The sequence below is a fragment of the Bradyrhizobium sp. SZCCHNRI1029 genome (assembly GCF_032487555.1).
Lineage (GTDB): Bacteria > Pseudomonadota > Alphaproteobacteria > Rhizobiales > Xanthobacteraceae > Bradyrhizobium.
Genome location: NZ_JAUEUK010000001.1, coordinates 1,053,843 through 1,080,000 on the forward strand (window position 1 = coordinate 1,053,843; position 26,158 = coordinate 1,080,000).

A 26,158-nucleotide genomic window follows, 5' to 3' on the forward strand; every position below is an offset into this window, starting at 1 on the left:
ACACCGGTCATGAGGCGGCAGCGGTGGCTGTCAGCCTCAATGCAGCCGGAAGATGCCGTCGACGGCGCGCAGCTCGGCCGGCTTGATCAGCTTGGAATGCGCCACCGTGACCGAATACAGCGGACCCTCGATCTTCTCCTGCCAGAACGCCAGGAAGTCCTGCAGCGCCGGGAATTTCGGAAACAGGTCGTAGTTCTGCCAGACATAGGTCTGCAGCAGCGAGCGATGGTCCGGCATCCGATACAGGATCTGCGCCGTCGTCAGCCCGTAACCCAGCACCTGTTTCCGAAAGTCCTCGGAAACCTCAACCTTCGACACCATGCCAACCTCCGTTTCTGGAGCGCATGTCCGTGTGGCCATCCGGGATGGAGCCACCCGGCAAAGATGCGCTCACTGCCTAGAAATGTGACGCATGTCCTCAACCCATCTCAAGCTTAAATGTTTAACGACATGTTGAAAAATGCTGCATTAGCAGCCACTTAGCCCAGGTGCTAATACGGGGTTTCATGGTTCGTTCCGCTCCCGTTAACGCTATCGGAACGCTTTGGCAGAGCCCGCAGTTGACTGCTAATTTTTCTGCTACAAGCCCTTGCCCGGCCGAATGCTCTCCCCTAAATCCAGCCTGCGTGCTGGCACTCGCCGGCGCCGACTGCCAAATTCCCAGAAACTGACAATCGCCTCAATAGCTTAGGAGGACTGTATGGCTTTCCGTCCGCTTCACGACCGCGTCGTGGTCAAGCGCATCGACGCCGAAGAGAAGACCGCTGGCGGCATCATCATCCCCGACTCGGCCAAGGAAAAGCCCTCGCAGGGCGAAGTGATCGCGGTGGGCCCGGGCGCCCGCGACGAGAGCGGCAAGCTGGTCCCGCTCGACGTCCAGGTCGGTGACCGCGTGCTGTTCGGCAAGTGGTCGGGCACCGAGGTCAAGATCGACGGCCACGAGCTGCTGATCATGAAGGAAAGCGACATCATGGGCGTGCTCACCGACACCGCGTCGAAGAAGAAGGCCGCCTAAGCCAACCCGCTCAACGCTCACCCTGAGGAGCGCCTGCGGGCGCCCTGCCCAGGGTGAGACGACCAATTCAACTCAGGGAAACCCAATATGTCAGCAAAAGACGTAAAGTTCGGCGTCGACGCTCGCGACCGCATGCTGCGCGGCGTGGACATCCTCGCCAATGCCGTCAAGGTCACGCTCGGTCCGAAGGGCCGCAACGTCGTCCTCGACAAGTCGTTCGGCGCGCCGCGCATCACCAAGGACGGCGTCACCGTCGCCAAGGAGATCGAGCTCGACGACAAGTTCGAGAACATGGGCGCGCAGATGGTGCGCGAGGTCGCCTCGAAGTCCGCTGATGCGGCCGGCGACGGCACCACCACCGCGACCGTGCTGGCCCAGGCCATCGTGCGCGAAGGCGCCAAGGCGGTTGCCGCCGGCATGAACCCGATGGATCTGAAGCGCGGCATCGACCTCGCGGTCGAGGCGGTCGTTGCCGACCTCGTCAAGAACTCCAAGAAGGTCACGTCGAACGACGAGATCGCCCAGGTCGGCACCATCTCCGCCAACGGCGACGCCGAGATCGGCAAGTTCCTCGCCGACGCCATGAAGAAGGTCGGCAACGAGGGTGTCATCACCGTCGAGGAAGCCAAGTCGCTCGAGACCGAGCTCGACGTCGTCGAGGGCATGCAGTTCGACCGCGGCTACATCTCGCCCTACTTCGTCACCAACGCCGACAAGATGCGCGTCGAGATGGATGACGCCTACATCCTGATCAACGAGAAGAAGCTGTCGTCGCTGAACGAGCTGCTGCCGCTGCTCGAGGCCGTGGTGCAGACCGGCAAGCCGCTGGTGATCGTCGCCGAGGACGTCGAGGGCGAGGCGCTGGCTACGCTCGTCGTCAACCGCCTGCGTGGCGGCCTGAAGGTCGCGGCCGTCAAGGCTCCGGGCTTCGGCGATCGCCGCAAGGCCATGCTGCAGGACATCGCGATCCTGACCGGCGGCCAGGCGATCTCGGAAGATCTCGGCATCAAGCTCGAGAACGTCAACCTCTCCATGCTCGGCCGCGCCAAGAAGGTGATGATCGACAAGGAGAACACCACGATCGTCAACGGCGCCGGCAAGAAGGCCGACATCGAGGCGCGCGTTCAGCAGATCAAGGCGCAGATCGAGGAGACCACCTCGGACTACGACCGTGAGAAGCTGCAGGAGCGTCTGGCCAAGCTCGCCGGCGGCGTCGCGGTGATCCGCGTCGGCGGCGCGACCGAGGTCGAGGTCAAGGAGCGCAAGGATCGCGTGGATGACGCGATGCATGCGACACGCGCGGCTGTCGAGGAAGGCATCCTGCCGGGCGGCGGCGTCGCCCTGCTCCGGGCTTCCGAGCAGCTCAAGGGCCTGCGCACCAAGAACGACGACCAGAAGACCGGCATCGAGATCGTCCGCAAGGCGCTCTCCGCCCCGGCCCGCCAGATCGCGATCAACGCGGGCGAGGACGGCTCGGTCATCGTCGGCAAGATCCTGGAGAAGGACCAGTACGCCTATGGCTTCGACAGCCAGACCGGCGAATACGGCAACCTGGTCTCCAAGGGCATCATCGACCCGACCAAGGTGGTTCGCGCCGCGATCCAGAACGCCGCCTCCGTGGCCGCGCTGCTGATCACGACCGAAGCCATGGTCGCCGAGCTGCCGAAGAAGAACGCCGGCGGCCCCGCGATGCCTCCGGGCGGCGGCATGGGCGGCATGGACTTCTAAGTCCGACGCTTCGTCGCAGACGACAATTGCAAAACCCCGGCAGCGATGCCGGGGTTTTCGTTTGTACTGGAATTGTCGAATCGCCAGCCTCGGTTTCGGGCTCGTGCCCCGATGCATTCAATGCGTAGTTCGGATGAGCGCACGCCGCATCCCGAAGGGCGCGGGCGGAAGCGACATCCGGGGTCTCACGAACCGCGCCGGTGATCCCGCATGTCGCTTCGCTCATGCGGGGCTACGGGTTCGCGTCCGCCCTACTTCACCATCGTCCCGATCCGCTCGAAACGGATCCGGCCCGGCTCGCCTTCTCGGCGCGGGCGGCGGAGAAAAAGATCATGGCGGCGCGGCCGATCACGTTCTCGATCGGCACATAGCCGATCTGGGACAGGACGCGGCTGTCGGTCGAGTTGTCGCGGTTGTCGCCGAGCATGAACAGCCGGCCGTCCGGCACAACGAAGACGTTGGTGTTGTCGAAGAAGCCGTGGCTGACGCAATCCAGCGTCTCGTAGCTCGCGCCATTCGGCAAGGTCTCGCGCCAGCGCGTGACGCGCTCGTTCGCATCGCCCCCGCAGGCCGCCTCTCCGGTCAGATCCTCGACGCGCTCCCGCTCGACGGCCGTATCGTTGATGTAGAGCACTCCGTCCTTCATCTGGACGCGATCGCCGGGCAGTCCGACGACGCGCTTGATATAGACGGTCGCATTGTCTTTCGGCAGGAAGAACGCGACGACATCACCGCGCGCAGGTGTCGCGCCCCAGATACGCGCCGACGGCGGCAACGAGGAAGGCCATGACAACGGCCAAGTGAAGCGGCTGTAGCCGTAGGGATATTTCGACACGAAGAAGACATCGCCGACGCGAAGCGTTGGAATGTTCGAGGATGAAGGAATGTTGAACGGCTGATACAGGAAGGAGCGGATCAGCACCGGCGAGGCCAGCAGCAGGCTCAGCAGCGCGAAGCCCGCGATGAAGATCGCCGCGATCGCCCACCACGGCTCGCGGGTCCGCCGAATCCCACCAGCATCTACGCTCGTCATGACGCCCCCCAGTCAGCCATCCCTGACGCATCGCACCAGATTTCGTCTGCGCTACTTGCTCCGAGCCGGACCAGGTACGACGCGCTCGAGGCGGCCAAGGATACTGCTGAACGGCACATCCCCCATCCGCGCGGGCATCCGACTGTCGACCGAATTGTCGCGATTGTCACCGACGACGAACAACGTTCCGGCCGGCACGGTGTGAACCGCGGATTCATCGAGAGCCGAGTGCTCGATGCAATCGAGCGTCTGATAGCTTACGCCGTTCGGCAACGTCTCGCGCCATTGGCTGACAGCAGCGAGACTGGCCACTCCGCACAGACCCTCTCCGACGAAATCCTGCACCTTCTCGTGCTTCACGGGCTTGTCGTTGATCCAAAGCTGACCATCCCGCATCTGAATCCGCTCCCCCGGCAATCCGACGACACGCTTCACAAATGGAGCCGATGTTCCTGACTTGGGCGAGGTCAGCGCAATGATGTCGCCGCGCGCGGGCGTTGCGCCAGCGCCGTAGCCGGCAATCACCGCCTTGTCGCCGACCAGCAGCGTCGGAGCCATCGACGCCGACTCGACCGCCAGGGGTTGGAGCAGACTGACAATCAGCGGAAGGATCGAGGACGAAATGAACATGGAATGCCAGGTTGCGACCGATGAGAAACTCACGTCTAGACCATCCCCGGGCACTCCCGCAACAATCACAAAACGGACAGTTCCGGACACAACCGGTACGCGACCCGCGCAATCAGCTGTCAACCGGAGCCGAGATCACCGCCCCTTCCGCCACGGCGCGTCGGCTTCCCAGTCACCGGCCATGATCGAGCCGTAAGGGATCACCTCGTCGGTCACCTCGCCGAGGCCGTAGCGTGCGATCTGCGCCCGTACCGACGCCGCGTTCTTGTAGGCCTGCGGCAGCTCCGACAAATCAGGCTTGCCGCAATAGAACCGCGCATCGATGCCCTCGGGCATCTCCGGGCGATGCGCGCGCAAAAACGCCTTCCGCCCGAGATTGCGGCCAGCGCCGTGCGGCGCGAAGCCGAGCGCATCCTTGTTGTCGCGATGCTTCAGGATCAGCACCGGCTCGGCCATGTTGAGCGGCACGATCGTGCGTCCGTCATCGTCAGCCGAGAAGCCGGACCAGTTCGGCGTCGCCCCCTTGCCGTGGTAGAACAGGCCGTCGCTCTTCTGGAAGACGAAGTTGTGCTCGTTCCAGAACCGGTCGGCGACGGCGTTGCCGAGCTTCGCCGCAGCGAGATCGTGAATCGCGTGGTGATTGGCCCTGGTCCACAGCCGCGCGACCTGCAACGCCTCCCAATAGGCGCGGCCGTCGTCGCTCGACGCCTTGATCCAGGCGCTGTGCTCCGGGACCTTCGGCGCATGGATCGCGGTGTGCCGCTTCGCCACCGCCATGCCGCGCTTGTAGAGCTGTGCGCCGAAGCCGCGCGAGCCGTGATGCGTCACCAGCGCCGCCTGCCCGGTCGACCTGAGATGGCCGACATAGGCGAAGTGGTTGCCGTCGCCCTGCGTGGCGAAGTGGCCGATCGCGAAGCGCTCGAGCCCCTTCAGGAAGGGATTGGCCTCGAACCCTGCCATCACCTCGTCGGGCGGCTGATGCAGCCGGTCGCGTCCGCCGGGACCGAAATGGGTCACGGCGTGAACCGCATCGAGAATGCGCTTGGGATCGTCCTTGCGCGCGAACACCGTCACCGCCACCGAGCAGCAAATGTCGGAGGAATGGAAGCCCGGATGGATCGCGTCCTCACAGGCGACCACGCCGCCGACCGGGATGGTGCCGAGCGCCGTTCCCGACGGACAGGCGTCCGGCATCACGGCGCCGGCTACGATGGTCGGCACCCGCATCAACGCATCCATGTGCTGGGTCACCGCCGCGACATTGGCGCGCTCCAGCTCGTTGTCGGCCTCGATCAGCATCGCGAACGGCACGCCGTTGGTGCGCATCAGCGTCTCCGCCGGCTGCAGTTCCTGCAGCGCGGCGAAGATCGCGTCATCATCGGCGCCATCGGCCCGCATCGCATTGGCCGTCGCCAGTCCCTCCTTGAACCAGCGACCGGGCTTGAAGCCCCAGGCGATCAGGGTGTTTCCGTCGATCATGGCTCGTCTCACATTCCAATCAGGTCAGTTTGTAACATCCAGCGGCAGCTGCGTTCATTCGCCGCTCGTAGCGCGATCAGTGGCGCCTGTGCGTGCGTAGTTCGTGACACCAAGATGTTGCGCTCATCGCCGGCCAAGCATATGGCATCCGTCGATGATCTATACCCCCGACACTGTGCTGGCCGAGAATGGCGGAGGAAAGAGCGCGTGATTTCTCGATGCGTCATTCCGGGGCGCGTCGGCAAGCAAATGGCAAAGCCATTTGCGCAGACGGCGCGAGCCCGGAATCCATACTCCCGACGGTCAGTGTGAGGCACCGTCTCAACCACAAATCCCCGGATACAGATCGTCCCAATTCGGGTTGTTCTCCTCGATCAGCCTGATTTTCCAGTCGCGCCGCCACTTCTTCAGCTCCTTCTCGCGCGCGATGGCCGTGATCGCGTTGTCGTAGATCTCGAACCAGACGAGCTTGCCGATGTCATAGCGCGAGGTGAAGCCCGGAGCCGCCTTGGTTCGGTGTTCGTAGACGCGTCGAATGAGATCATTCGTGATGCCCAGATAGAGCGTCCCGTGTTTTTTGCTCGCCAGTAGATAGACGTAGTATGCCATCCGAGAGCCGTGGTTATGGATTCCGGGCTCAGCCGCTACGCGGCTGCCCCGGAATGACGCGTGGAGAGAGGTGTGATCTCTCCTCCCGTCATTCCGGGGCTCGCAGCGAGAGCTCGGAATCCATACTCACGAAACTGAGCTGCAATTTCAATTCTGTCCTACGCCCTCTCACTTCCAAGCGAGAGGCCGCCCTTGGGCGGCCTCTCTTCGATCACGCCGTCTCCGGCGCCTTCAGCCGGACCAGCCGCGTCAGCAGCGCATCGAGGCCGGCGCCGTCGCCGGCATGCAGGTCGATGCGGCCGACCTTCTCGACTAGGCGCTCCAGCGACTCCAGCTCCTTGAGCCGCAGCAGCAGCGGGTTCTCCTCCATCAGCCTGGCAGTGTTCAGGAGCGAGCGCGTCGCCGCGGTCTCCTCCTGGCGACGGATCAGGTTGGCCTTGGCCAGCCGCTCCGCCTCCACCACCTTGTTGACGAGCTCGCGGATCTCGCCGGGCAGGATCACGTCCTTCACGCCGAGCTCCGTCACCTCCACGCCCGAGCCGCCGAGCCGCGCGCGCACGTAGTCGCGCAGCTCGGCATCGAGCGAGGCCTTGGCGGCCAGCACCTCGTCGAGCGTGCGTGACGCCACCGCCTCGCGGATCGCGAACTGCACCAGCCGGTACAGCCACGCATCCACATCGGGCGTGGTCGCGACAGCCGCCTCCGCGTCGGCAATCCGCCGGAACGCCGTGAGCGTCACCCGCAGCGCGATGCGATCCTTGGTCAGCATCTCCTGCGCGGTGATCTCCAGCACTGTGGGCCGCATATCCAGGCGCTTGACCTCGATCTTGCGGCCGACCGCCCAGAAGGCGTGCCGGCCCGGCGCCAGCCGCTCCGTCAGCTTGCCGTCGACATGGAGCAGACCGGCCTCGTGGTTCTCGACCACGACCTCGGTCACAACGCTCGGCCGGTTACGCTCGATCATCGCCAGATGCCGCGCGCTCACACGCACGTCGCTTGCGATGTCGATGCGCTCGACCTCGACCTGCGTCGCCACCTTCCAGTAGACACGTGTCTGCCACGGCGTGAGCAGATGCGTCGGCCGGCCGTCGAGGCTGACGATCGCGATCTCGTTCGCGCCGGTCTCCACGGCCTCGAAGAGTTCGGCGGCGAGATCGGGCCGCGCGGCCTTCAGCACCGCGTAGCGCTCGGCCGGGTATTCGGCCCTGACCACGTCGTACACTTGCACCATCAGCCGGTGCAGCGGATCGAGCAGCGCATGACGGCCAGGACCGAGCACGCGCACGAGCTGGCCGTCACGCCACACCAGCGCCCGCTCGCCATCCTCCACCGTCACGGTCTTCGTCACCAGATGCCAAGTCACAACACACTCCCACAGCTTGCGTCCGGCCCATCGGCCGAAACGCGATTCATTGATCAAAGGACGTGAGGACCGGACGACGCTTCCTGCGTGAACCGAGCGGACCGAGGCTTGAGCATCTGACGATGCCGGGCGCACGCGCGCGGTCACACGAGCTATCAGCCCGAGCGTCCTTGCGCAGCCTTCCCGGCATCTTCAGACGCGGTATCCACCGCGGCACAGAGCCGGTTCTGCAGTGTCTTGATCTGGTCGAAATGCCCTAGAACTTTCTTCTTGGGCAAAACGGCCGGACCGCGACTGAAGCGCGCGTCCGGTCCTCGTCAGAGGCGATTAGCTTTTCAGGCTAAACCGAAGCGCTGGAGCGGGAGTCGAACCCGCGACCCGATGATTCACAGTCATCTGCTCTACCTAACTGAGCTATCCTTTGGTGGTGTCGATCGGAATCGAACCGATGCCTTCGGGCCTTCAACCCGACGCTCTCCATGAGCTACAGACTCCTTGTTCTTTGCGACGACGGAACACGGGACCGGACACCGGCCGCGCCAGTCGGGATTTCAGCGAGCCCGAACCAAAGTCATCACGAAGGACCGTGCTACTACACACAATCAACGGCACGCGCAAGACGTAGACATCGATTATTTTCGAACGATCTCATTCCGTAACTAATCGTCTACATATCGATCTACTCATAACGACGTCGCTCGCATGCAAATGCGGGCGACGCAATTTCGTAGCCCGGATGTCGCTTACGCCGAGGCCCGTTGGACCTCGGCGCACGCTCATCTGGGCCACCTCTCCTCACCGCTCCAGCTCCACGTCCCAATAGAGATAATCCTGCCACGTCTCGTGCAGGAATCTCGGCGGAAACAGGCGCTGCGCGGCCATCAGCTCGTGCCGCGTCGGCTCGAAGGGCGGCCGTCGCGGCTTGAGATAGCGCCGGTCCTTGCGCGCGTTGCATGGACTGCAAGCGGCGACGATGTTGGTCCACGACGTCTCGCCGCCATCGGCCCGCGGTACCACGTGGTCGAACGTCAACTCGCCGTGCAGATAGCGGCCGCCGCAATACTGACATTCGAAGCGATCGCGCAGGAACACGTTGAACCGCGTGAAAGGCACGCGCATCGCGGGCCTGACGTAGTTGCGCAGCGCGATCACCGCCGGCAGCCGCATGGTGACGCTCGGGCTACGAACGACCCGGTCGTATTCCGCGACGACGACGTGAGAGCCGCTGACGACTGCCCTGATCGCATCCTCCCAGCTGACCACTGACAGCGGGAAGTAGCTCAGCGGCTGGAAGTCGGCGTTGAGAACCAGCGCCGGATTTGTTGCTGACATCGTCGACCTCCTCTCTTCGCTTCAACCGCCTGGTCGTTCTGGCGCCCATGGCGGGAATCGAACCCGCCTTCCCGGATCGACGGTCCGGTCCCTTCGCCAGATGGGGACATGGGCCTCATGGTCTACCCGGCGCACCGCTCGACGCTCGCCGGCCATCGCGCCCGCCGTCCACCGCGTGCGGATGAAACGCGTCCGGATCGGTGCGATTGAGGTAGTCGAGATAGAGCTGCCGCGCGCGCGCCTCGGTCACGCCTCGGCACGTCATGACGATGCGCACGAAAGCTGCTGCCACCGGTGAATCCAGTGCGCGCGCAATGTCGCAAGTCTCGGGATCTTCGCCTGACGTCCGGGTCATCCAACCCTCCGCTTGGTGCGCGGAGGGTGCAGTCCCGCCGCTGTTATGCTCTTGCTGAAATCTGGAGCCCCGGTCGGGCCAGGATTTTCACGAGATCGCTTGGACCCTGACAGGCGACGCGCAGACCCGACCAATCGCTCGACCGATTAAAGGGTCGTTCGTTGGTGGCGGCGTTCGCGAGATGTGAGCGTAGGCTCAACACGGTCGTAGTCCTCAAGAGCGCGCCGGTGATGATCGGCGGCCGATTGCGATGGGGCAGAGCTATGCGCAGAATTTTCCGAAACCGTCAAGACCAAAGCGTGAAGCGATGACGTTGCCGGCTTCCGCAATGCGACGGATCTGCAACAGCCGGACTGCTCGTCGGGCAAATCAGTTGCGCATTTTCGCGCACGACAAGAGCACTGTCGCCCGCTCGAACGATCGAAGACGCGCGCGCGCGAAGGCTGATTTGTTGAGCCGGGTCAATCAGATCGCCCCGCTCGCCTCCTGTGCCCCGCATTTTCTTGTTTCCAAAAATCGGAAATCATGCATTCTATGCCGGTCCCGCCCTCATGAGAGGGGCGCTTCGCGATCGTCATGAACGTGGAGGGCGGGATGCGGTGGGCGCGTCGGGTTGCAGCGTGATCTGATCATGCGGACGAACGATCCGGCGCGCACGGCGAAGTCGTGATGTCCTGACACCCCGATGCTGGTGTCAAGGTCGAGGGAGACGAATGCTCCGACCGATGGTGGCCAGAAAGCCCGGCGCACCAGGGAGACCACGTATAAGCCGTAGGTCCATCGCGCGGGGAATGCCGGATGATGCGGCTGAACCTGTGGTGACTGCCGCCTGCTTTCTTTGTTGCAGGCGGGCCATGGGTGAGGCCCTCACCCGGCATTCCCCGCGCCCTCTCCTGATTTTCGAGGGCGACGTCGCTGGCAAGCCTCGGGCGTCGTTCGCCGCGAGAATGCGATGTCGTGTCCAGGAGTGTTCGAGCTGTGTATCCGTTTTCCCTTCTTTCCGTACGATCGCATGAAGCGGTCGCCCGGAGCGACGCCGATCCCGAAGCCGCATCAGAAATCGTGCGCTCGTGACTGCACGGCAGCCGGCGGATTCTCGATCTTGTAGCTCTAAAAGTGCGTGCTCTTGGAGATTGGGAGATCGGACGAGCGCTGCAAGTGAATGCGCCCTCTCCCACAAGGGGAGAGGACGCTGTATCGCGCAGCGTAGTAGTTAGCGATATAGCACTCGTGCGACGGGAATCACGGCGCACCTTTGCACGCCCTACAGTTCGGAACTACTGCTGAGTGTGTGAGGGCGACCATGCAGATCCCACCTCAACGCCTCCCGTCCGGCTCACTCGATGCGGGCGAGCACGGCGAGCTTGCGGATGCCCTTGTTCTTGTAGGCATCGAGGAACGCATAGTAGTCGCGGAACGAGACGCAGCCGTTGGAGTCGCCGTTCGGGCCGAGCATGAAGGTGTGCGCCAGCAGGCCGTTGCGACCGTGGATGGCGTCCTCGCCGCCGATCGGGTTGAGCCGCAGCGCCGGCACGCCATGGAACAGCGCCTCGCGCGGCTTCAGCTCGTAGATGTGCGGCGGGGTGACGCCGCGCATCTTGATCTTCTCCGAGCTCGGCTTGTCGAGGTTGTCGCCGAGGCCGGAATGCGCCTCGAGCTTGGTGCCGTCGGGCAGATACACCGCCTTGGCCGAGATGTCGTACACGGCCGTGCTCAAATCGTACGGCGGCCGGCCGCCGCGGGTCGGATCCTTGGCGATGCTGGCAGTGATGTTGGAATCAGCCGAGGCATAGGCCAGGAGCCCGCCATCCTGGTTCTCCGGCTTGCCCCAGAGCTTTTCCTGGATCGAGTGGCGCTCACCCGCGATCGACAGCACCGCCGCCTTGGCACGCTCGGTCATCGCGCGCAGCGAGAAGCCGCTGCTCTTCGGCGCATTGGCCTCGGCAGCCTGCGCCGGCGTCGCGGGCTGCGCGGCCGGCCTGGTGTTGGCGAGCGCCAGCTGCATCGGCGGCCGGGCATCCTTCTTCGACGCCTCGGCGACCTTCGCAGGCTCGGCCGGCTTGGCCTCGGCCGACTTGGTCTCGATCTGCCTGGTCTCGATCTGCTTGGGCGCGGCTTCGGCGAGCTTGGGCAGCGGCGGCGCGCCGTTCGCGGCGTTGGAGGCGACGCCCTGCGGCACGGCCGCGCCGAAGCGGTCGTTGAACATCTGCGGCGTGATGGCGGCGGCCGTGGTGACGGGCGGAGATTCCGGGAATGCCGAGAAGGCCTCACCCACCGCATCGGCGGCGCTGCGCGTCGCGAGCCGCGGCGCCGGGCGCACGACGGGCTCATCCTGCTCGATGCTGCCCAGGGTCGGATAGGCGTCGGCCGCGATGATCTTGGTATAGACCGTTACGGCGCAGCCCCCGATCAGGCATGCGATTGCCGCGCCACCGATCAATTTGTGAGAGAACGCGATCAGGGAGGACTTCCTGCGATTTCGTGCGGCCAACGCAGCTCGACTGTTACTCATTCACTCACGCCCGAACGAATACTCGACAACTCTCGCTCGATGCGCCACGGACACCCGCTTTGCATCTCGCAGAAGCACAGAGCTTCATTAAGGCGACTTTTAGTTAAATGCTGATTAAGTTTTGGCGGATTAGAGGCGGGTTAACCATCAGGGCCTGTTTTGCCGGCAAACAGGGCAGAAACAGGGCAAAACTGCAGCCGGAGGCAATATTGCCGTACCGGAAAAATCGGGAGAGGCAGCATCCGTCGGTCGCGCCGATCCGTAAAACAGCGCACGCCGCGTTAACGGTTGGGCCGGGGCGGCGGCGAGCGATCGATGATCTCTCGTATGCGTGCGCTGACGAGGTAAAGGCCGCAGGTCTCGCCAGTCGAAAGCCCCTGCTCCGGCAGGCCAGGTGCGCGACAAGCGCATCCGTAGCAACCCGGAGTTACAGGTGCTGTGGCCGCTGGCGACAGTATGGTACGGGACGATTCTCTGCGACACGCCGTCGGCGAATCGTACCGCGTCCGCTCCCGGCCAAGACGACACGAGAGGACCTCTCCATGCAGATCCCCGGCCGGAAGCTGGCCTTCGTGCTGGCCTCGACCAATCAAGGTACGATGATCGTCAACCGGCTCGACTATCGCATGATCGACGCCAACCGCGGCTACGGCGTCGGCTTCCAGATCCTCAACACCGGCGCCTTCGATCCGGGAGAGGTGCAGCTGGCCGTCCGCCTGCTCGGCGTACGCCGCAGGCACCATGGGGACGGCGCGGTCGCGATCGACTGCGGCGCCAATATCGGCGTCCACACGATCGAATGGGCGAAGGCGATGACCGGCTGGGGATCCGTGCTCTCGATCGAGGCGCAGGAGCGGATCTACTACGCGCTCGCCGGCAATATCGCGATCAACAACTGCTTCAACGCGATTGCGATCCATGCCGCGGTATCCTCCGAGCGCGGCGTGCTCAACATCCCGAGCCCGAACTATCTGACCCCGTCGAGCTTCGGCAGCCTCGAGCTGCGCCAGCGTCCCAACACCGAGTTCATTGGCCAGGCCATCGACTATGAGAACGACACGGTCGAGGTGCGCAAGCTTCCGCTGGACGATTTCAACCTGCCGCGTTGCGACCTGATCAAGCTCGACGTCGAGGGCATGGAGCTCGAGGCGCTCGAAGGTGCGGCGGCGACGATCGAACGCTGCACGCCGATCATGCTGGTCGAGAAGATCAAGACCGATGCCGACCAGTTGCGGCAATGGTTCGATCGCCGCGGCTACAAGACCATCGACGCCGACATCAACATGGTCGCGATCCACGGCGGGGACAAGGCGCTGGCGGACATCATTCCGCAGCAGGCCTGAGGCGCGTGTCAGCGCTGCAGCTCCGGCGGCGGCGTGCGGTCGAGGAGATCGCCCTTCGGCTCGCTGAGCGCGTAGAAGGCGTAGGTCTCGATGGTCAAGGACCCGCGCTTGCGCACGGCCTCGCCGACCTTCTCGATGCGGCCGAACGTGTTGCTGACGTAGACCCGCGTCGCGATCTGGGCCTCGTCGACGAAAAGCTGCGTGCCCGCGAGCTTGGCCGGATCCGGCTCCGGGAAATTGACCCAGCGGATGCGCTGGATCGGCTGCAGCACGCAGGTCCCCGGCGGCAGATAGAACGACAGCCAGGCGGTGGTGCCATAGTCCATCGCCAGCACGCAGGAGGCGCCGGCGCGCACCCGCGCCGCCTCGATCTCGGCAGCCAGCGGCCGCCAGCCGACGCCGACGCTGCGCACCGTGGCATCGCGCCGGTAGCCGGACAGCAGGCCCGTGTTGGCCTGCACGATCAGCGCGACGAACATCACGACGCCGACGGGCACGGCCCAGCGCAGACAGAACGTCGCGGTGCGCTGCTCGCGCGCCGACCAGGCGACGAGATGGGCCGCCGCCGCGGCAGCCACCACGAACGCCGGATAGACCGGCGCGAACCAGTTGGCCTCGACCCGCGCATGCAGCGAATGCCAAACGAAATAGGCGACGATGACCCAGACCATCGCCTCGATCAGGACGCGCGCCGCCGCATCCCCTGCCCTGCGCCGGGCCAGGCCGTAGAGGCCCATCAGGCCGAGGATGAAGACCAGCGGCGTCGCGAAGGCAAACTGCGTCGGGATGATCTCGGCGATGTAGACAGGCCTGACCGCCTCGACCCTGGCACGGCCGAGCTGCTTGATGAACGACACCCATTGGTGATCGGCATTCCACAGGATCACCGGCGCGAACAGCGCGAACGCCACGAGGCCGCCGAGATAGGGCCAGGGCGAGGCCAGCCAACGGCGCAATTTCGGCACGGCGACGAGCCAGATCAGGATCGCCGCGCCGAAGAACATCGCGGTGTATTTCGACAGCAGCGCCGCACCGACGGCTGCGCCGACCGCGAGCCACCACGCGCCCCTCCCCGTCTCCAGCACCTTGGCGCAGAAGAACAGCACGAAGCTGGAGGCGACCAGCAGCGGCGCGTCGGGGGTCACGATCAGTGTGCCGACCGCCGCCATCAGGGTGACGTTGAGCAGCAGCGCCGCGGTCGCCGCCACGCGCACGCCGCCGAACAGGATCTCGGCCGTGCGATACACCGCATAGCTCATGGGCAGGCCGAGCAGGATCGAGACGAGGCGCACGCCGAGCTCGCTGTCGCCGGCGATCAGCGTGCCCAGCCGGATCACGACCGCAACCATCGGCGGGTGGTCGTAATAGCCGCCCGCGAGATGCTTCGACCACATCCAGTAATAGGCTTCGTCGAAGGTGATCGGCGTGACTGCCGCCGCGATCAGCCGGACAACGATCAGGCCCGCGATGGTCAGCCAGACATTGCGGACCAGCCGGGCGTCGTCGGCACCTGCCGCAGATGTCATCGCTTGCGCCAGACGAACAATCCGGAGATCGCGTAATTCCAGACCACGCCCATCAGCGCGCCGGCGGCGCCCGCCAGCCACCAGATCGGCTCCTGGTCATAGACCGAGAAGGCGACGCCGACATTGGCCAGCAGGCCGACCGAGCAGACCAGATAGAAGACGAGCAGGCCACGCAGGATGGCAAAGCCCTTCAGCCGCTGGTCGCGATAGGTGAGGAAGTTGTTGAGGATGAAGTTCGAGGTCATCGCGACGAAGGCGCCGAGCGCCTGCGACTCCGCGAACGGAAGGTCGAACAAATTGAGACCGAGGAACAGCGTGGCGAGATGGACCACCAGGCCGGTGCCGCCGACCATCGCGAACAACAGGAAGCGCAGCGACACCACGTCGTTGGTCATCTTGGCCAGCACGAGGCCGAGGAAGTCGAGCGCGACCATCGAGTCGAGCTTGCTCTCGCCGTGCAGGCGCGAGCCGAACGTATAGGGCACCTCGACCGTCTTCAGACCACCCTCGGCGCTGGCGATGATGTCGAGCAGGATCTTGAAGCCCTGCGTGGAGAGCTTCGGCGCGATCTCCTCGAAGCGGTCGCGGCGGATCATGAAGAAGCCGCTCATGGGATCGTTGACCTCGACCTTGAGCGCGCGGCGCGCGATCTCGGTGGCGAAGGCGCTGGCCCCGGCCCGCTTGCTGTCGAAGCTTGCGGCGCTGCCGCCCTCGATGTAGCGGCTGCCGACGACGAGCTCGGCCGCGCCGCTCTGCAGCAGCGACAGCATCTTCGGCAGCTGGGTCTCGTCATGCTGCAGATCGGCGTCGATCACGGCGGCAAAGGGCGCGCTGGCGGCCAGGATGCCCTCGATGCAGGCGCCGGACAGGCCGCGCCGGCCGACCCGGCGGACGCAGCGGACGCGTTTGTCGCTGCGCGACAATTCGCGCACCACCTGCCAGGTGCCGTCCGGGGAGTTGTCGTCGACGAACACCACCTCCCACGGCACATCCTTGAACGCCGCCTCCAGCCGCCGGTACAGCGTGGTGACATTGTCGCGCTCGTTGAAGGTCGGAACGACCACCGAAACGATCGGAATATCAGCGGTTTGCGGCGGCGCGGGCATGGCCGGTCGGAGGACATCGTTCATGGTGCGGATGCGTATATCTGCCGCGTTCCACACTGCCAAGCGCAACGGCTGAAGGAAGACGCAAAAAGCCCGGACTGTGGTGCCGGCGTGCACCGCTGCCGAACGGGCGGCCCAAAATGCCAACGACCACAAACAAAGGGCGCGCGTACATCCGGCGCAACCGCTCTGCCGTGGTCGTCTCGGTGCCGGAGCCGTTACAGCTCGACGTCACCGTCCCGACCAAAATGGGGTACCTCGGCGGGATTGCAAGGGGTCCCTGGCCGGCCTAGTTCGGAACCTCCCGGACCACGGGTCCGCGTACGGCCGGAGCCACCGGAACCGTCTGCACCGGCGTGGGCGGCACCTCGACCTTGGCCGGCTGCATCTGACGGGCCATCGGCCCGACGGGAACATAGTAGAAGGCTGCCGCAAGCACGACAGCGGCGACGATTGCCCCCAGCAGGCCGCCGACCGATTCCGCTCTCATTGTCCTATCTCCCCTTCCCGGCCCCCGCCCTGGATACACGAGGCTCCGGAGCACGGGAAGAGCGACGGCGCGACCGCGCCGAACTGGTCAGAACCGGCCCGGTTGACTATCGTCTCCCCTACCGCAACACCCTCGGCAATCAGCATCGGAATTGGTCCGTGAGCAAAGCCCCCGCACGCGCCTCGCAATCCAAGAGCCACATCTACATCGGCATCGGCGGCTGGACCTTCGCGCCGTGGCGCGGTGTGTTCTATCCGGACAAGCTGCCGCAATCGAAGGAGCTCGAATACGCCGCCTCGAAGCTGACCTCGATCGAGATCAACGGCACCTATTATGGCTCCCAGAAGCCGGAGAGCTTCCGCAAATGGGCGCGCGAGGTGCCGGACGGCTTCATCTTCTCGCTGAAGGGGCCGCGCTTCGCCACCAACCGCCGCGTGCTCGCCGAGGCCGGTGATTCGGTGAAGCGCTTTTACGACACCGGCGTGCTCGAGCTCGGCGACCGGCTCGGGCCGGTGCTGTGGCAGTTCGCGCCGACCAAGAAGTTTGACGAGGCCGATTTCGGCAAGTTCCTCGAGCTGTTGCCGCGCGAGCTCGACGGCCGCAAGCTGCGTCACGTCGTCGAGGTCCGCCATGACAGTTTCTGCGTCCCCGGCTTCGTGGCGCTGCTGCGCGAGTTTGCCACGCCGGTCGTGTTCGCCGAGCACGGCAAATATCCGGCGATCGCCGATGTCGTGGGTGATTTCGTCTACGCCCGACTGCAGAAGGGCAATGACGAGCTTGCGACCTGCTATCCGCCGAAGCAGCTCGACGCCTGGGCGAAGCGATTGCAACTGTGGGCCGGCGGCGGCGAACCGGACGACCTGCCACGGGTTGACGACAAGCCGGCGAAGAAGGTGCCGCGCGACGTGTTCGCCTATGTCATCCACGAGGGCAAGGTGCGCGCGCCGGCTGGCGCGATGGAGCTCATCGAGCGCGTGAGTTGACGCAGGAGGCGCATGATGGCCAAGAGCAAGACCCTGTTCACCATCGGCTATGAGCACACGCCGGCCAAGGCCGTGCTCGATGAGTTGCAGGCCGCCGGCGTCAAGCTGCTGGTCGATGTGCGCGCGGTGGCGGCCTCGCGCCGACCGGGCTTCTCCAAGAGCCAGCTTGCGGCCGGGCTCGACGAGCGAGGCATCGGCTATGTGCACCTGCGCGGGCTCGGCACGCCGAAGGAAGGCCGCGAGGCGGCCCGCAGCGGCCACTACGACACGCTGCACAAGATCTACAGCGCGCATCTGAAGACGCCGCAGGCGAAGGAGCAGATGGACGAGCTGGCCTCGCTCGTGAAGAGCGCCGGTCCCGTCTGCCTGCTCTGCTACGAGCGCGACCACGCTCATTGCCACCGGCAATGGATCGCCGAGATCATCGAGGAGCGCGACCATGTCCGAGTCGAGAATCTGATCGCGCCGCAGGTCTGACGTTTCACTCCGCCGCGCAGGTGAAGGATGACGCCTGCTCGACGTCGCCGCCGACATATTTGGCGAATTTCGGCCACGGGCACAGCGGCCGCGTCCGCTGCGGGCTCCATGTCGATGGGAGCTCCTTGTTGGCCGCATTGACCGAGGCCGTGATCGCCTCCGGCGCCTTGCCCTTCTCGACCCAGTCCATCAGCGCGCCCAGCGCATCGAACTTCTCCAGCGTGACGCCGCCGCCGCAATGGGTCTCGCCGGGCAGCGCAAACAGCCGCGCGAAACCGTCGGCCTTGCCCTGGACGTTGGCGTTGAGCTTCTCATACCAGCGGATCGTGTCGTTGATTGAGAACACCGGATCAGCCTGGCCGTGGTAGATCAGCATCTTGCGGGCACCGTTCTGGAACGCCGGCAAAGTCGGGTGATCGACCGCGGGCGGAGCCATGAAGTCCATCGCCGACTCCGTGAAGGGGCCTTCCTTGGCGTAGATCTTCGGTGCGTCCTTGTCGAAGTCGTAGGTCTGCAGCTTCTCGACGAGCTTGTCGGGCGAGCCTTCGATCTCGACCGGCGGCGTCGAGAAGATGTAGTTGAGCGAGGCGCCGCCCATGGTGGCAATGATCGGAAGGTTGTTCCACGGCGCCACCGGGCTTTCGACCTTCCAGGCGCGCCAGTTGCCGGTGCCGACGCCACCATCCGCCGGCCAGTCGGAATACAGCGGCTCGCCCTTGGAATTGTGGGGGCCCGCGAAGACTTTCTTCAAGGCATCGACCTTGGCGGCCGGCAGGCAGGCTTCGGTTGCCCCAGCGGCGCAGCGCAGGCTGTCGAAACTGAACGCCTTCTGGCAGGCTTTCAGGTTGGCCGTGAGGCCGTCCTTGGCGCCGTCGAGCCCGTCGCAGACCTCCGTGATCTTGGAAGCGATCAGCTTGGCATCCTCCCGCGTGATCGACTTGCGGATGTCGACGTCGGCCTTGGTCAGCGCCTGCACGTCCCAGGCGTGCTGCACGGCAGCGCGCGGCAGGTTGAAGCCGGGATTGCCGACCAGGAAGCCGTCATACTGCTCGGGCATGCGCTCGGCAGCCACCATGGTGTGGCGGCCGCCATTGGAACAGCCGGCGATGTAGGAATAGTCCGGCTTCCTGCCGTAATGCGCCGAGATGATCGCCTTCGCGATCGGCGCCAGCGTGATGTCGGCCGAATAGCCGTAGTCGCGGCGCGCCTGCGGATCGAGCCCGAAGGCTGAGCCGGACGCAAGCCCGCGCGGCTTGTTGGCGGGATCGTTGCCGGAGTGGCCACTGTCCGACGACAGCACGGCAAAGCCGCGGCCGAGCGGCGTCACACCGCCACCGACGAGACCGTCGGCCTTGTCGCCGAGCGCCGGCACCACCACGCCGTCATTGCCGCCATTGACCTGATGCAGGAAGCGGCCGTTCCAGGTCTCCGGCAGCCTGATCTCGAACTGGATCGCATAGGCATGGCCATCGACGCCGGTGCGCTCATTGACCTTGCCGGAGAGAATGCAATGCCGCGGCAGCCCGTCGGCGGCCTCCTGCAGCTTCGATCCCGTCAAGGTCAGCCCGGGGATCTTCAACGCCTCGGCCGTCACCTTGCTGCAGGCAACATCCTCAGCCCGCACCGCCTCCAGCCCGGCTGCGCACAAGATCCCTGCTGCGGCCAAAAACGACGCCCCGGTTCGGATCATGCATTCCCCCTGATGATGCTTCTCGTTGGGGGCAGTTAAACGCGGAGGCCAGCCAATGTAAATCTCCGACATCGCGCGCCGTATCGCCTGCGTCAGTGCAATTGCCAGATCTCGAACGGCCGGTCGTAGCCACGCACTGACACCGCGCCGTGGAAGACGGCGTCGCGCGCCCCGTCGCCGGCCGCCTGCCGCACCTCGCTCGAGATCAGGAGTTGCGAATCGAACTCCTTGTTCAGCGCCTCGAGCCGCGAGGCGAAGTTCACGGTGTCACCGATGACGGTATACTCTTTGCGCCGCGGCGAGCCGATGCTGCCGGCGACCACCTCGCCCAGATGTATGCCGATCCCGATCCTGAGCTGCCAGGATGACGATGCGTTGACGCGCTCCATCGCTGCCACCATCTCGCGCGCAGCCATGACCGCCTGCACGGCGGCATCGCGCGCCTCGAACGGCGCGCCGAACAGCGCCAGGAAGCCATCGCCGAGGAATTTGTTGACGATGCCGCCATGACGCTCGAGGATCTCCACCAGCACCGCGAACGCTCCGTCGAGACGATCGACAACCTGCTGCGGCGTCTTCGACCGCGCCGCCGCGGTGAAGCCGCGGAAGTCGACGAACATCACCGCGACCTCGTGGATGTCGCGCGCCTCCGCCGTCCCCTCCTTCATCAGGCGCTCGACGACCTGGGGCGAGACGTGCTGGCCAAACAAATCCGTGACGCGGTCGCGCGCCGACGCGGCCTCGATGCTCGCCGCGAACTGGCGTCGCAGCTGCACGCTGACGGCACCGGCGAGCATCCCGCACAACAGGATGATGAAGCTGCGCTCACCGTGATAATAGATCTCCGGATTCTGGCTGAGATCGATCGAAGGCCGGTCGAACAGCGCCACCACCAGCAGCTCCACCGCAGCAACCAGACCGGTGAAGCTCGACAGCCAGAAATCGAGACGAAGCGTCGAGAGAACGATGAAGATGAAATAGACCAGCGGCGCGCCGAAGCCCAGCGCCTTGTCGTGGCCGATGCCCTCGATCTGCAGGATGAGGACGAACGTTGGCAGCGAGGTCTCGACCAGGGCGCTGACATAGCGCCAGATCACCGGCACGTCCCGGCCGTGGCGGATGTCCGCCTTGATCCTGAACAGGATGAGAGTCTGGAAGCTGATGAATGCGACGATGATCGCGTAGACGTAGAGGACCCCGGTTCGGGTCGGCCAGATCCACTCCGAGATCTTGGGCTCGAAGATTTCGACCAGCACCGATATCACGAGAAACAGAGCCGCAGTGGCGATCAGCGCCCTCACCCGCAGCAGCTCGGTGTTCAACGTCTGACGCATCAGCGCCTGGTCGAACTCGGCCGGCGCTCCGGCCGGCGCTTCGTTCGCCTGTCCTGCTCCTCCCACGATCTGCATCTTGCCTCAGCCGTTCCTGCTCCCGGCCGCCATTGTGCCTCAATCGAGGGTGCGGCGGAAGCGCAGGACGGCGACCGTCATGGCGAACAGCATGAGGCCGAACAGGGCGATCGTATCATGCTGCAGGTTCTGGAGCGTCGAGCCCTTCAGCATGATGGCGCGGACGATCCGCAGATAGTGCGTCAGCGGCAGGCATTCACCGAGCACTTGCGCCCATTGCGGCATGCCGAGAAAGGGAAACATGAATCCAGACAACAGGATGCTCGGCAGGAAGAACATCATCGAGAGCTGCATTGCCTGCAGCTGGTTCTGCGCCAGGGTCGAGAAGGTGTAGCCGATCGAGAGGTTGGTCGCGATGAACAGCGTCGACAGCAGCGCCAAGAGCAGCAGGTTGCCCATGATCGGAACGCCGAACAGCAGGACGCCGATGCCGATGATGATCGTCGCCTGCAGGAAGCCGACCATCACATAGGGGATGATCTTGCCGAGCATGACCTCGACCGGCTTGATCGGCATCGACAGCAGGCTCTCCATCGTGCCGCGCTCGATCTCGCGCGTCACCGAGAGCGCGGTGAAGATCAGCATGGTCATGGTCAGGATGGTGCCGACGAGGCCCGGCACGATGTTGAGCCGCGACGAGGCCGCCGGGTTGTAGCGCGCGTGGGCCCTGATCTCGAACGGCGTCGTGACGGGATTGCCGGTGTAGAGATCGTGCGCGAGCGCGGTCTGCACGATCATGCCGAGCGAGGACAGCGCCGATGACGCCGCGACCGGATCGGTCGCGTCGGCCGCGACGAGCAAGGCCGGCCGGTCGCCGCGGCGGACCGCGCGCTCGAAGCCACGCGGGATCTCGACGCCGAACAGGACCTTGCCGGACAGCAGGAGATCGTCGAACTCGGCGACGCTGCTGACCTCCCGGGTGAAGCGGAAATAGGCGGTGTTCTCCATCGCCTTCAGGATCGAGCGGCCGAGATCGCTGTCCTCCTGCAGCAGCACCGCCGCCGGCAGATGATGCGGCGTGGTGTTGATCGCGTAGCCGAACAACATCAGTTGCATCACCGGGATCATCACGATCATCGCAAACGAGACCCGGTCGCGCTTGAGCTGGATGAACTCCTTGACCAGCATCGCGTAGGTGCGCCGCCAGAAGCCGAAGCGCGGCTCGGAAGACGCGTGATGGACGGCTGCGTCGCTCATTGGAAATTGTCCCGTGAACGGTTCATCAGGTCGATGAAGACGTCCTCGAGCGAGGGCGCGGCGGGCTGCCAGTGCAGATCAGCCTTGTCGCGCCAGGGCGCGATCGCAGCGTCCAGCGCGTCGCGGTCGCGGCCGGACACGTGCAGGCTGGTGCCGAACGGCGCCACCATGTCGACCCCCGGCTTGCCGGTGAGGTCCGCCGCGAGCTCGCGCAGATCGTCGCCGCTCACCGTATACGTGGTGAGCGCCGATTGCGCGATCACCTCCGAGACGGTGCCGTGCACCAGCAGATGACCATAGGCGATATAGGCGATCTCGTGACAGCGCTCGGCCTCGTCCATGTAGTGGGTCGAGACCAGCACGGTCAGCCCTTCGCCGGCGAGCGCATGGATCTCGTTCCAGAAGTCGCGCCGCGCCTTGGGATCGACGCCGGCGGTGGGCTCGTCGAGCAGCAGCAGTTGCGGATTCGGCAGGGTGCAGGCCCCGAGCGCCAGCCGCTGCTTCCAGCCGCCCGACAACTCGCCGGCGAGCTGCCGCTCGCGGCCGGCAAGCCCGAGCCGCTGCACCATGTCGCGCGCGGCCCGGCGCGGATCGGACATGCCATAGAGGCGCGCCACGAATTCGAGGTTCTCCCGCACCGAGAGGTCCTGATAGAGGCTGAAGCGCTGCGTCATGTAGCCCACCCGGCGCTTGATCTTGTCGGCGTCGCGACGGATGTCGAAACCGAGGCAGGTGCCCTCGCCGCCGTCGGGTGTCAGCAGGCCGCACAGCATCCGGATGGTCGTGGTCTTGCCCGAGCCGTTCGGGCCGAGAAAGCCGTAGATCGAGCCGCGCTTCACCTGCATCGACAGATCATGCACGACCTCGCGGCCGTCGAAGGACTTGGTCAATCCCTGGACGTCGATCGCGATCTCGGCGGGACCCGTTCCGTTCATTGCTTGTCCGCCACCGGGGTCTTCGGATCAGGCGTCCTGGAATGCGGATAGATGCTCACCGGCTGGCCGACGCGCAGCGCATCCGGCCGCGACGGCCGCGCCTGGATCAGATAGACGAGCTTGTTGCGCTCATCGAGGCTGTAGATCACCGGCGGCGTGTATTCCGCCGAGGTCGCGAGGAAATAGATTCTGGCCGTCAGATCATCAGCACAGTTGTCGCAGGTGACGCGGACCTCGTCACCGATCGCGAGCTTCGGCAGATCAGGCTCGGGCACGTAGAAGCGCAGCTTCATGTTGCCCGGCGGCATGATCGACAGCACTGGCCGTTGCGCCGCGACCATCTCGCCCTCGCGGAAGTAGATCTGCTGGATAGTGCCCGCGACCGGTGCCACGCCCTTGCGCCGTGCCAGCCGCGTCTGCGAGGTCACGAGATGGGCCTCGGCGACGCGCAGCGCCGAAACGGCGGAGTCGAGCGTCGCCTGTGTCCCCGCGCCCGTCTTGCTCAGGGCCGCGGCGCGGTCATAGGTCTGCTGCGCGTTGGCCAGCGTCGCCTTGGTCTGGTTGAGATCGGCCTGCTGCAGATCGTCGTCGACCGAATAGAGCGGATCGCCGACCTTGACCACGTCGCCCTCATGCACGTTCAGCTTCGTGATCCGACCCGCTTCGTCCGGGCTGACGAAGATCATGTCGGCCTCGACCCAGCCTTGATAGCCGGGATCGCGCGTCTCCTTGCAGGCGTTGAACGTGAAGGCCGTGACCAGCACGGCGAGGCAATGCAGCAGGCTCATGTCGGCCTCCTTGTGCCAAAGATCAGATCGAGATGGGTCTGCAGCATCGCTTCGGCGTCGAGCGGCGCATGTCGCTCGAACAGGCTCTTCCACAGCACCGCGACCATCATTGGCGCGATCATCAATTGCGGGTGTTGCACCAGCTTGGGCTCGCGGATCTCGCCGCGCGTGATCGCCAACTGGATCAGCGCGCGCATGGCCGCGAGACCGCGGGAGACGACCTCGCGATAATAGAAATCGGCAATGGCCGGAAAGCGCGGCCCTTCCGCGATGATGAGCCGGACGAGATCGGCCCGTCGGGTGCCGGCGACCTCCTGCAGGAACATGCGCGCCAACGCCTCGACCATGTCGCGCACCGAGCCGCCGGCCGGCGGCGGCGCCGCAAGACGGCCGACGAAGGGCACGATCGCGGTCCGGATCAATTCCTCGAACATCGATTCCTTGTCCTTGAAGTGCAGATAGATCGTCCCCTTGGCGACCCCGGCCCGCTTGGCGACGTCGTCCAGCCGGGTCGCCGCGAAGCCTCGGGCGATGAACTCGTCCATCGCCGCCTGCACGATCGCCGCGCGGCGCTCTGCGGAGCGATCCGCCCGGCGCGACGCGCCAGCTCCCGCCGGCTTGACGGCCTGAACTCCGCGCTCGGACAATTTCGACGGCTTCGACATGGAACGATTATGACTGACTAGTCAGTCATTGTAAAGAGGCCTCGCAGATCCGTCGGCGCGGGTCAGGAGCCCTACCCGACCGCGCGCGGCCCCCTCGTCAGACGAAGTCGGCGCGATCACGCGCAGGACCTGATGTAAGGCCGATTGACCTCCCAGAGCTCGTCCACGATCTGGCGCGCGGCGGCCGCCGAGTTGACGACGGGATCGATGAGCAGCGCCTGCAGCGCGAGAGCCTTGGAGGCGGTCATGGCCGCCTGCACCGCCAGTTGCTGAACCTGAACCTGGACCGACATCAGCTTGGCGACTGCATCTGGAAGCGGGCCCAGCGACACCGGATGGATACCGACGCGATCGGCGACAACGGGCACTTCGACGGCGGCCTCGGCAGCCAGGTTGGGAATGACGTGACGGTTCAGAACGACGCCGGACTCGATGACCTGCTTCCGATCGTGCAGCACCGAGCCGATCACGGTGACCGCGCGCTCTCCGGACGGCATTCGCCACCAGTCCGGCATGCCGGCTTTGCCCGCCAGGACCTCGTCGATCTGCCGGATCAGCTTGGCCCGCTCCGCCTCGTCCCAGGCGAAGTCGTACCCGCTCTCGCCCGCTTCCCAGCCATAGGCGAGATACTCGCCGACATGGCTGTCGCCGCAGCCCAGCCAGAAGCCGAAGTCGCGCAACAGCGCCCGCGTCAGCGGCGCGACCTTGGGGTCGTGGCTCCCAGCCTTTTCGCGGAGCAGTGGATAGAGATCGGCCCCGGTGTCGCGATCCCGGATCTGCATGAGACATTGGAAATGGTTGAGCCCGGCGCCCCACACGTTCACGCGCTCCTCGGCCAGTCCCAGAATGGAAGCCACCTGGCTGCGCGCGATGAAGATGCCGTGGCACAGGCCGATATGCGCGAGGCGGCTGTGAAGCCCCAGCGCGAGGATGATGCGGCTCTCGGGATTGGAGAAGTTGATGAACAGCGCGTCCGGACAGCGCCGCTCCATCTCGCGCACGAAGTCGAATACGACCGGCAAGGTGCGGAGCGTGAAGAACAATGCGCCCGGCCCGCCATTCTCGCCCAGCGTGTGACGGATGCCGTATTTGCGCGGCACCTCGAAATCGAGCTTCCACAGGCGGTTGCGGTCGATCGCGGTGGCATGGATCACGAAGCCGGCGCCGTCGAGCGCCGCGCGCCAATCCGTGGTCGCTTCGATCTTAAGGCCGGCGCCGGAGAGGTCGTTGAGCAGCCGGGCCAGTGCTTCCGACCGGGCAAGCCGGGTCGGGTCGCGGCCGACCAGCACGAGCGTCGAACCCGCGAGATCGTGCGTCGAGAACAGGTCCCGGAACACGCTGAGTCCAAAGGACGCGCTGCTCGCGCCGAGGAAGACGATCTTGGTGACGGCTGCCATGAGCAATTTGTGCCAGCGCCGCGCGTCTTCATTCCTGATCCAGATCAAACCGCCGCCCCAATGTTCGGCACGGCGGCGCCGTCGATCGGTCTTGCG

24 protein-coding genes and 3 tRNA genes are annotated in these 26,158 nt (G+C 65.1%); 5 read left to right on the plus strand and 22 right to left on the minus strand.

From position 1 onward, the window contains the following. Window positions 1–36: 36 nt before the first annotated feature. Window positions 37–321 carry an usg protein gene (locus QW861_RS04870; protein ID WP_315776727.1) on the minus strand — a complete coding sequence of 95 codons (285 nt, stop codon included), beginning with the start codon at window positions 319–321 and terminating at the stop codon, window positions 37–39. Window positions 322–700: 379 nt separating this feature from the next. Between QW861_RS04870 and groES the strand changes: the two genes are divergently transcribed. Together groES and groL are read left to right on the plus strand one after the other, a co-directional pair. Beyond that, complete coding sequence (groES, locus tag QW861_RS04875) at window positions 701–1,015, plus strand: co-chaperone GroES (RefSeq protein ID WP_315714736.1); 315 nt, start codon at window positions 701–703, stop codon at window positions 1,013–1,015. An 87-nt stretch (window positions 1,016–1,102) separates the two neighbouring features. After that, a complete protein-coding gene (groL, locus tag QW861_RS04880) occupies window positions 1,103–2,743 on the plus strand; it encodes a chaperonin GroEL (protein ID WP_315714737.1) in 1,641 nt (546 codons plus the stop codon). Window positions 2,744–2,999: 256 nt separating this feature from the next. On the opposite strand, the gene lepB (QW861_RS04885) is transcribed toward groL, so the two are convergent. The 11 genes from lepB (QW861_RS04885) to QW861_RS04935 all read right to left on the minus strand — a co-directional run bounded on the left by lepB (QW861_RS04885) (window position 3,000) and on the right by QW861_RS04935 (window position 12,056). After that, window positions 3,000–3,776 carry a signal peptidase I gene (gene lepB / locus QW861_RS04885; protein ID WP_409998606.1) on the minus strand — a complete coding sequence of 259 codons (777 nt, stop codon included), beginning with the start codon at window positions 3,774–3,776 and terminating at the stop codon, window positions 3,000–3,002. A gap of 51 nt (window positions 3,777–3,827) precedes the next feature. Next, on the minus strand, window positions 3,828–4,439 hold the full coding sequence (gene lepB, locus QW861_RS04890) for a signal peptidase I (RefSeq protein ID WP_315749402.1): 612 nt from the start codon (window positions 4,437–4,439) through the stop codon (window positions 3,828–3,830). A 102-nt stretch (window positions 4,440–4,541) separates the two neighbouring features. Further along, window positions 4,542–5,885 (minus strand): RtcB family protein, encoded by a 1,344-nt coding sequence (locus tag QW861_RS04895; protein ID WP_315749400.1) that lies wholly within the window; start codon window positions 5,883–5,885, stop codon window positions 4,542–4,544. 321 nt (window positions 5,886–6,206) lie between these two features. Next, on the minus strand, window positions 6,207–6,494 hold the full coding sequence (locus tag QW861_RS04900; RefSeq protein ID WP_315714979.1) for a GIY-YIG nuclease family protein: 288 nt from the start codon (window positions 6,492–6,494) through the stop codon (window positions 6,207–6,209). A 211-nt stretch (window positions 6,495–6,705) separates the two neighbouring features. Further along, window positions 6,706–7,857: a slipin family protein gene (locus QW861_RS04905; RefSeq protein WP_315749397.1), complete on the minus strand. Its 1,152-nt coding sequence runs from the start codon at window positions 7,855–7,857 to the stop codon at window positions 6,706–6,708. Window positions 7,858–8,211: 354 nt separating this feature from the next. Further along, window positions 8,212–8,277: transfer RNA gene (locus tag QW861_RS04910), tRNA-His, on the minus strand. 2 nt (window positions 8,278–8,279) lie between these two features. After that, window positions 8,280–8,352 (minus strand) — tRNA-Phe (locus QW861_RS04915). Between the two features lie 300 nt (window positions 8,353–8,652). After that, window positions 8,653–9,189, minus strand: a complete 537-nt coding sequence (locus QW861_RS04920) for an HNH endonuclease (protein ID WP_315749395.1) — start codon at window positions 9,187–9,189, stop codon at window positions 8,653–8,655. A gap of 39 nt (window positions 9,190–9,228) precedes the next feature. Beyond that, window positions 9,229–9,303, minus strand: a tRNA-Asp gene (locus QW861_RS04925). Window position 9,304: 1 nt separating this feature from the next. Beyond that, complete coding sequence (locus QW861_RS04930; protein ID WP_315749393.1) at window positions 9,305–9,481, minus strand: hypothetical protein; 177 nt, start codon at window positions 9,479–9,481, stop codon at window positions 9,305–9,307. 1,399 nt (window positions 9,482–10,880) lie between these two features. Beyond that, window positions 10,881–12,056: a DUF2778 domain-containing protein gene (locus tag QW861_RS04935; protein ID WP_315749391.1), complete on the minus strand. Its 1,176-nt coding sequence runs from the start codon at window positions 12,054–12,056 to the stop codon at window positions 10,881–10,883. Between the two features lie 542 nt (window positions 12,057–12,598). Between QW861_RS04935 and QW861_RS04940 the strand changes: the two genes are divergently transcribed. Beyond that, the gene (locus tag QW861_RS04940) at window positions 12,599–13,399 is read left to right on the plus strand and encodes an FkbM family methyltransferase (protein ID WP_315749389.1); all 801 of its coding nucleotides are present in this window, start codon (window positions 12,599–12,601) and stop codon (window positions 13,397–13,399) included. Between the two features lie 8 nt (window positions 13,400–13,407). Here QW861_RS04940 and QW861_RS04945 read toward each other — a convergent pair whose 3' ends face one another. The 3 genes from QW861_RS04945 to QW861_RS04955 form a co-directional block, all read right to left on the minus strand. Beyond that, a complete protein-coding gene (locus QW861_RS04945; protein ID WP_315749388.1) occupies window positions 13,408–14,925 on the minus strand; it encodes a glycosyltransferase family 39 protein in 1,518 nt (505 codons plus the stop codon). Then, entirely contained in the window at window positions 14,922–16,055 is a 1,134-nt protein-coding gene (locus QW861_RS04950; RefSeq protein ID WP_315749386.1) for a glycosyltransferase family 2 protein, read from the minus strand. Before QW861_RS04950 ends, QW861_RS04945 begins: the two co-directional genes overlap by 4 nt. 265 nt (window positions 16,056–16,320) lie before the next feature. Next, the gene (locus tag QW861_RS04955) at window positions 16,321–16,521 is read right to left on the minus strand and encodes a hypothetical protein (RefSeq protein ID WP_315714746.1); all 201 of its coding nucleotides are present in this window, start codon (window positions 16,519–16,521) and stop codon (window positions 16,321–16,323) included. Window positions 16,522–16,679: 158 nt separating this feature from the next. Here QW861_RS04955 and QW861_RS04960 point away from each other — a divergent pair, with 158 nt between their 5' ends. Together QW861_RS04960 and QW861_RS04965 are read left to right on the plus strand one after the other, a co-directional pair. Next, window positions 16,680–17,504: a DUF72 domain-containing protein gene (locus QW861_RS04960; protein WP_315749384.1), complete on the plus strand. Its 825-nt coding sequence runs from the start codon at window positions 16,680–16,682 to the stop codon at window positions 17,502–17,504. Window positions 17,505–17,519: 15 nt separating this feature from the next. Beyond that, window positions 17,520–17,981: a DUF488 domain-containing protein gene (locus QW861_RS04965; RefSeq protein WP_315749383.1), complete on the plus strand. Its 462-nt coding sequence runs from the start codon at window positions 17,520–17,522 to the stop codon at window positions 17,979–17,981. A 4-nt stretch (window positions 17,982–17,985) separates the two neighbouring features. Here the strand turns inward: QW861_RS04965 and QW861_RS04970 are convergent, their stop codons facing one another. From QW861_RS04970 to QW861_RS05000, 7 genes are all read right to left on the minus strand, one after another. Then, a complete protein-coding gene (locus QW861_RS04970) occupies window positions 17,986–19,671 on the minus strand; it encodes a tannase/feruloyl esterase family alpha/beta hydrolase (RefSeq protein ID WP_315749381.1) in 1,686 nt (561 codons plus the stop codon). A 92-nt stretch (window positions 19,672–19,763) separates the two neighbouring features. Beyond that, entirely contained in the window at window positions 19,764–21,080 is a 1,317-nt protein-coding gene (locus tag QW861_RS04975) for an adenylate/guanylate cyclase domain-containing protein (protein ID WP_315749379.1), read from the minus strand. Between the two features lie 39 nt (window positions 21,081–21,119). Next, window positions 21,120–22,277 carry an ABC transporter permease gene (locus tag QW861_RS04980; protein WP_315714752.1) on the minus strand — a complete coding sequence of 386 codons (1,158 nt, stop codon included), beginning with the start codon at window positions 22,275–22,277 and terminating at the stop codon, window positions 21,120–21,122. Beyond that, entirely contained in the window at window positions 22,274–23,212 is a 939-nt protein-coding gene (locus QW861_RS04985) for an ABC transporter ATP-binding protein (protein WP_315749378.1), read from the minus strand. Before QW861_RS04985 ends, QW861_RS04980 begins: the two co-directional genes overlap by 4 nt. Then, window positions 23,209–24,000 carry an efflux RND transporter periplasmic adaptor subunit gene (locus QW861_RS04990; RefSeq protein WP_315714754.1) on the minus strand — a complete coding sequence of 264 codons (792 nt, stop codon included), beginning with the start codon at window positions 23,998–24,000 and terminating at the stop codon, window positions 23,209–23,211. Before QW861_RS04990 ends, QW861_RS04985 begins: the two co-directional genes overlap by 4 nt. Then, the gene (locus QW861_RS04995; protein ID WP_316192756.1) at window positions 23,997–24,665 is read right to left on the minus strand and encodes a TetR/AcrR family transcriptional regulator; all 669 of its coding nucleotides are present in this window, start codon (window positions 24,663–24,665) and stop codon (window positions 23,997–23,999) included. The genes QW861_RS04990 and QW861_RS04995 overlap by 4 nt, the downstream gene beginning before the upstream one ends. Before the next feature lie 116 nt (window positions 24,666–24,781). Further along, on the minus strand, window positions 24,782–26,062 hold the full coding sequence (locus QW861_RS05000) for an alpha-glucosidase/alpha-galactosidase (protein ID WP_316192757.1): 1,281 nt from the start codon (window positions 26,060–26,062) through the stop codon (window positions 24,782–24,784). Between the last annotated feature and the right edge of the window lie 96 nt (window positions 26,063–26,158).

Coding starts and splice junctions, on each gene's coding strand:
- QW861_RS04870 (WP_315776727.1), bottom strand. CDS start 321: ATGGTGTCGAAGGTTGAGGTTTCCGAGGACTTTCGGAAACAGGTGCTG.
- groES (WP_315714736.1), top strand. CDS start 701: ATGGCTTTCCGTCCGCTTCACGACCGCGTCGTGGTCAAGCGCATCGAC.
- groL (WP_315714737.1), top strand. CDS start 1,103: ATGTCAGCAAAAGACGTAAAGTTCGGCGTCGACGCTCGCGACCGCATG.
- lepB (WP_409998606.1), bottom strand. CDS start 3,776: ATGACGAGCGTAGATGCTGGTGGGATTCGGCGGACCCGCGAGCCGTGG.
- QW861_RS04895 (WP_315749400.1), bottom strand. CDS start 5,885: ATGATCGACGGAAACACCCTGATCGCCTGGGGCTTCAAGCCCGGTCGC.
- QW861_RS04900 (WP_315714979.1), bottom strand. CDS start 6,494: ATGGCATACTACGTCTATCTACTGGCGAGCAAAAAACACGGGACGCTC.
- QW861_RS04920 (WP_315749395.1), bottom strand. CDS start 9,189: ATGTCAGCAACAAATCCGGCGCTGGTTCTCAACGCCGACTTCCAGCCG.
- QW861_RS04935 (WP_315749391.1), bottom strand. CDS start 12,056: ATGAGTAACAGTCGAGCTGCGTTGGCCGCACGAAATCGCAGGAAGTCC.
- QW861_RS04940 (WP_315749389.1), top strand. CDS start 12,599: ATGCAGATCCCCGGCCGGAAGCTGGCCTTCGTGCTGGCCTCGACCAAT.
- QW861_RS04945 (WP_315749388.1), bottom strand. CDS start 14,925: ATGACATCTGCGGCAGGTGCCGACGACGCCCGGCTGGTCCGCAATGTC.
- QW861_RS04950 (WP_315749386.1), bottom strand. CDS start 16,055: ATGAACGATGTCCTCCGACCGGCCATGCCCGCGCCGCCGCAAACCGCT.
- QW861_RS04955 (WP_315714746.1), bottom strand. CDS start 16,521: ATGAGAGCGGAATCGGTCGGCGGCCTGCTGGGGGCAATCGTCGCCGCT.
- QW861_RS04965 (WP_315749383.1), top strand. CDS start 17,520: ATGGCCAAGAGCAAGACCCTGTTCACCATCGGCTATGAGCACACGCCG.
- QW861_RS04970 (WP_315749381.1), bottom strand. CDS start 19,671: ATGATCCGAACCGGGGCGTCGTTTTTGGCCGCAGCAGGGATCTTGTGC.
- QW861_RS04975 (WP_315749379.1), bottom strand. CDS start 21,080: ATGCAGATCGTGGGAGGAGCAGGACAGGCGAACGAAGCGCCGGCCGGA.
- QW861_RS04980 (WP_315714752.1), bottom strand. CDS start 22,277: ATGAGCGACGCAGCCGTCCATCACGCGTCTTCCGAGCCGCGCTTCGGC.
- QW861_RS04985 (WP_315749378.1), bottom strand. CDS start 23,212: ATGAACGGAACGGGTCCCGCCGAGATCGCGATCGACGTCCAGGGATTG.
- QW861_RS04990 (WP_315714754.1), bottom strand. CDS start 24,000: ATGAGCCTGCTGCATTGCCTCGCCGTGCTGGTCACGGCCTTCACGTTC.
- QW861_RS04995 (WP_316192756.1), bottom strand. CDS start 24,665: ATGTCGAAGCCGTCGAAATTGTCCGAGCGCGGAGTTCAGGCCGTCAAG.
- QW861_RS05000 (WP_316192757.1), bottom strand. CDS start 26,062: ATGGCAGCCGTCACCAAGATCGTCTTCCTCGGCGCGAGCAGCGCGTCC.